Source organism: Calditrichota bacterium (assembly GCA_016867835.1).
Taxonomy (GTDB): domain Bacteria; phylum Electryoneota; class AABM5-125-24; order Hatepunaeales; family Hatepunaeaceae; genus VGIQ01.
Genome location: VGIQ01000175.1, coordinates 1 through 3260, shown reverse-complemented (window position 1 = coordinate 3260; position 3260 = coordinate 1). Strand labels below are relative to the sequence as shown.

At 54.0% G+C, this 3260-nt stretch carries 2 protein-coding genes; both read left to right on the top strand.

The window, feature by feature from the left end:
• Positions 1 to 266 precede the first annotated feature (266 nt).
• Complete coding sequence (locus tag FJY67_11700) at positions 267 to 683, top strand: hypothetical protein (GenBank protein ID MBM3330113.1); 417 nt, start codon at positions 267 to 269, stop codon at positions 681 to 683.
• Positions 684 to 756: 73 nt separating this feature from the next.
• Positions 757 to 3204 carry a hypothetical protein gene (locus FJY67_11695; GenBank protein MBM3330112.1) on the top strand — a complete coding sequence of 816 codons (2448 nt, stop codon included), beginning with the start codon at positions 757 to 759 and terminating at the stop codon, positions 3202 to 3204.
• Positions 3205 to 3260 lie beyond the last annotated feature (56 nt).

Below are 3260 nucleotides of genomic sequence, written 5' to 3'. Positions count from 1 at the left end.
TGAGGGCAGTCGGGTGAGCCGGTCTCTGCCCTTCACGTGCCTCACCGGAGGCCCCTCTGTCATGCTGAACGCAGTGAAGGATCACGCCCCTCTCTTCGCCCTCGCCTATCAAATAGACCCCAGCCCTTCACCCCGGCATCCGGTGGCGCCTCGAGCCACTCCGTCCGCGGACCGCCTTTAGTTGGATCGGGCAGATAGCGCCTTGCGCGTCTGCCATCGTCGAATGCAACACGCAATGCCAACAGAATCCAGCAACGAGTTTCAAGATGCTACGCAAACTGACGCTCCTCAGCATCGCCACCGCGCTGGTGATGCTCGTCCCGCTCGCCGCCGCGCCGCAGGCATGGGCGAATGTGACTTATACAATCCAAGTTTTCGGCTGGGACAATGACGCCGAAGAGTGGATTTACCTCGGTAATTGGGGTGTAGTTTTTACATTCCCACCACCTGACGGTGAGTTTGAACGTACCACCAATCTTTCTGCAGGAATCGCACAAGTGACACTTGACGATTGGGCCTCTGCGAACTGGCTGGCTGAAGTATGGTGTCCTTTTGGAACCATCTTCGCCGACCCCGGTCGACTGCAGCAAATCGGTGGCGGACAGGGACAATGGATTGGAGTAGAAGTCTCCGCAACGGTCAATTATAAGGCATTCTACTACGTGCCCGAAAATGGTCGTTGATTGAATCAGGCGTGGGGCGGCACTTCGGTGCCGCCTTATGCCATTCTTATCAAAACCCTACTGGATTAGATAGATGCTCTACCGCATTGTCATTGTGACATTGTTATGCCAGGTATATTCCCAGGCTCAGCCGCGCGATCTCTGGTGGCGCGCCTATGACAGTGGATTTCAGGAGGCAGATCTGTTTCGCAAGATCAATCGGACGTCAGATGGTGGGATGATCTGCTGTGGCATCTCAACTATGGAGGATGGGGATCGGGGTGTGCAAACGCAAGGTTGGCTGCTCAAGATGGATCGACGCGGCGAGGTTGAATGGAGCATCGAGATCGACGAAACAATTTCGCCAGAACCGATGTTTTATGTTGTTGAAGCCGATAATGGTGATTTTGTCGCAGTAGGGGATATTGTTGCTCAAAATCGGGACATTTATGCTATACGCTGCGATCAAGCAGGTGAATTGATCTGGTATAATACCTTCGATTACGGACGAACTGATCGTGCCCGTGCTGTGATCGAAATCAAGGCTGGGGATTTCTTTCTGATAGCCGGATCGACGAATTCCTTCGGCCCCGACTACGAAAATGGACTCCTTCTAATGATCGATGGTGAGGGCGATGAGGTTTGGCATCGGGCATACGGCACAGATGATACTGAGAATTTTATTGCGCTGCGCGAAACCGAGGGGGGATATGTAATGGCAGGAACTGTTGGAAGAAATCAATTCCAAAGACGACCAGGTGATGCGTGGATAATGAAGGTTAATGAAGAGGGCGATTCGCTTTGGTCCCAACGCGTTGGAGCGGATAATAGAGACGAGGAGATTTTCAGTTTCACATCCACCGGTGAAGGTGGTTTCTATCTTTGTGGAACTGACTACCTCTCGCCTCAAGGTGGAAACATCTTCTTGGCACGGGTTGATGCTGAAGGGCGAGCAGAGTGGATGCGATATTATGCATCTGGGATAGAGGGTGTATCGGCGAATGGTTGGGATGTCAGGGCATTCCCAAACGATGGAGGTTGTTTGGTGGCAGCTGGAGGAATGGCGAGGTATCCCAGCGGGATGGTGCTTCGATTAGAACCCGGAGGGGATATTGCTTGGCGAAGAGCTATTCCTCTACCGGACGACTCAACGGGTACCGAAATAGTTTTTACATCCGCCATGATACTGCCTCGCGGGGATCTTCTATTGGCAGGCAGTATCAAGCAGCCCGAAGTACGCGATGATTATGATGGATTAGTAATGCAATTTGCCCCTGAGCACTCTGCGCCAGAGATAGTGGATTTTACACCGGGTGCCCTTGATACTGTAGTGCTTATAGGAACAGAAATTGAATTTCGAGTCTCGGCGGTCGATCTCCAAGATGACCCTCTTTCATTTATGTGGAGCCTAAACCGTGAAGCAATCAATGAAGATGACTCGCACATAGTCATACCTTTCCCCGTAATTGGGCGATACTTGGTGAAGTGCGAGGTATCCGATGGCGCACTATCCGACTCGATAGTTTGGCACGTTCATGTCAGAGATCTTCTTATCACCTCCTATCTTCCTGAGTCTTCTTCCTTCACCATCCAACGCAATTCTGTGATCGACTTCGCCCTCGACTCCGTCGCCTATATCGGGGACTTGGAGAACCTGCGGTATGAGTGGATGATTTACGACTCGACGGCGGTGAGGTGGGAGGAAGTGGGAGGGGATGACCGGATCGGAATCCGGTCCTACGCGTTCGACCGGACGGGTGGCTATGCCTTGAAAGCCAAGGTCTTCGACCCGAATGTTGATCCCGTGCCTGCAGACAGCGTCCAATGGGCGATTCAGGTGCGCGGCGTCATTCGGGCCTTTGAGCCCAATACCCCCGAAATCTCCCTCGAGCCGCGTCAGGAAGCGACCTTTGAACTGATCCCCTTCAATGCCAACAACGACTCCATCGAGTTCTGGTGGACGCTGAATGAAGCCGACACTATGTCCATCGAGTCCACTTTGTCCATTTCATTTCAAGACACCGGCAGATACGTCGTGAGCGGGTTTGCGCGGGAGCGAGTGAGCGAGGAAGAATGGGAGGAGGATGTGCAAAGATGGGTGGTGAATGTCCATTCACTAAGTGCTGGACTGGATCCCCGCCTGCGCGGGGATGACGAGGGGAAAAGCGGGGATGACGATCCCCTCTCGCTTACGATTGCTCCTAATCCCTTCAACGATCAGGCGACGGTGACAGTTGACCTTGGCGGGCAGGCATTCCTGCCTGCCCTAAGGGCGGACAAGAATGTCCGCCCTCCAAGTGCACAGGTAGGGGGTCTCATGCCCGTCCGGATCAGCCTTTACGCGCTCGACGGCCGGGAAGTGCTCCGTCTTCACGATGGTCCCCTCTCCCCCGGCACGCATCAGTTCAGATTCTTCACTTCGTTCAGAATGACATCTGGAGGCGGGATGCCATCGGGAGGCAGGATGCCATCGGGAGTTTATTTTCTCCGCCTTCAGGCCGGCTCCCATTCCCGGACTGTCAAAGCGGTTTTGCTACGTTAGACTTGGAGAGCGGAAATCATCCCGCCCCGACGGGCAGGTTGCCGGCAGCCGGTGAG

What these genes read in the sequence shown, in the direction of transcription:
- FJY67_11695 (MBM3330112.1), top strand. Translation starts at nt 757, where the DNA reads ATGCTCTACCGCATTGTCATTGTGACATTGTTATGCCAGGTATATTCC.
- FJY67_11700 (MBM3330113.1), top strand. Translation starts at nt 267, where the DNA reads ATGCTACGCAAACTGACGCTCCTCAGCATCGCCACCGCGCTGGTGATG.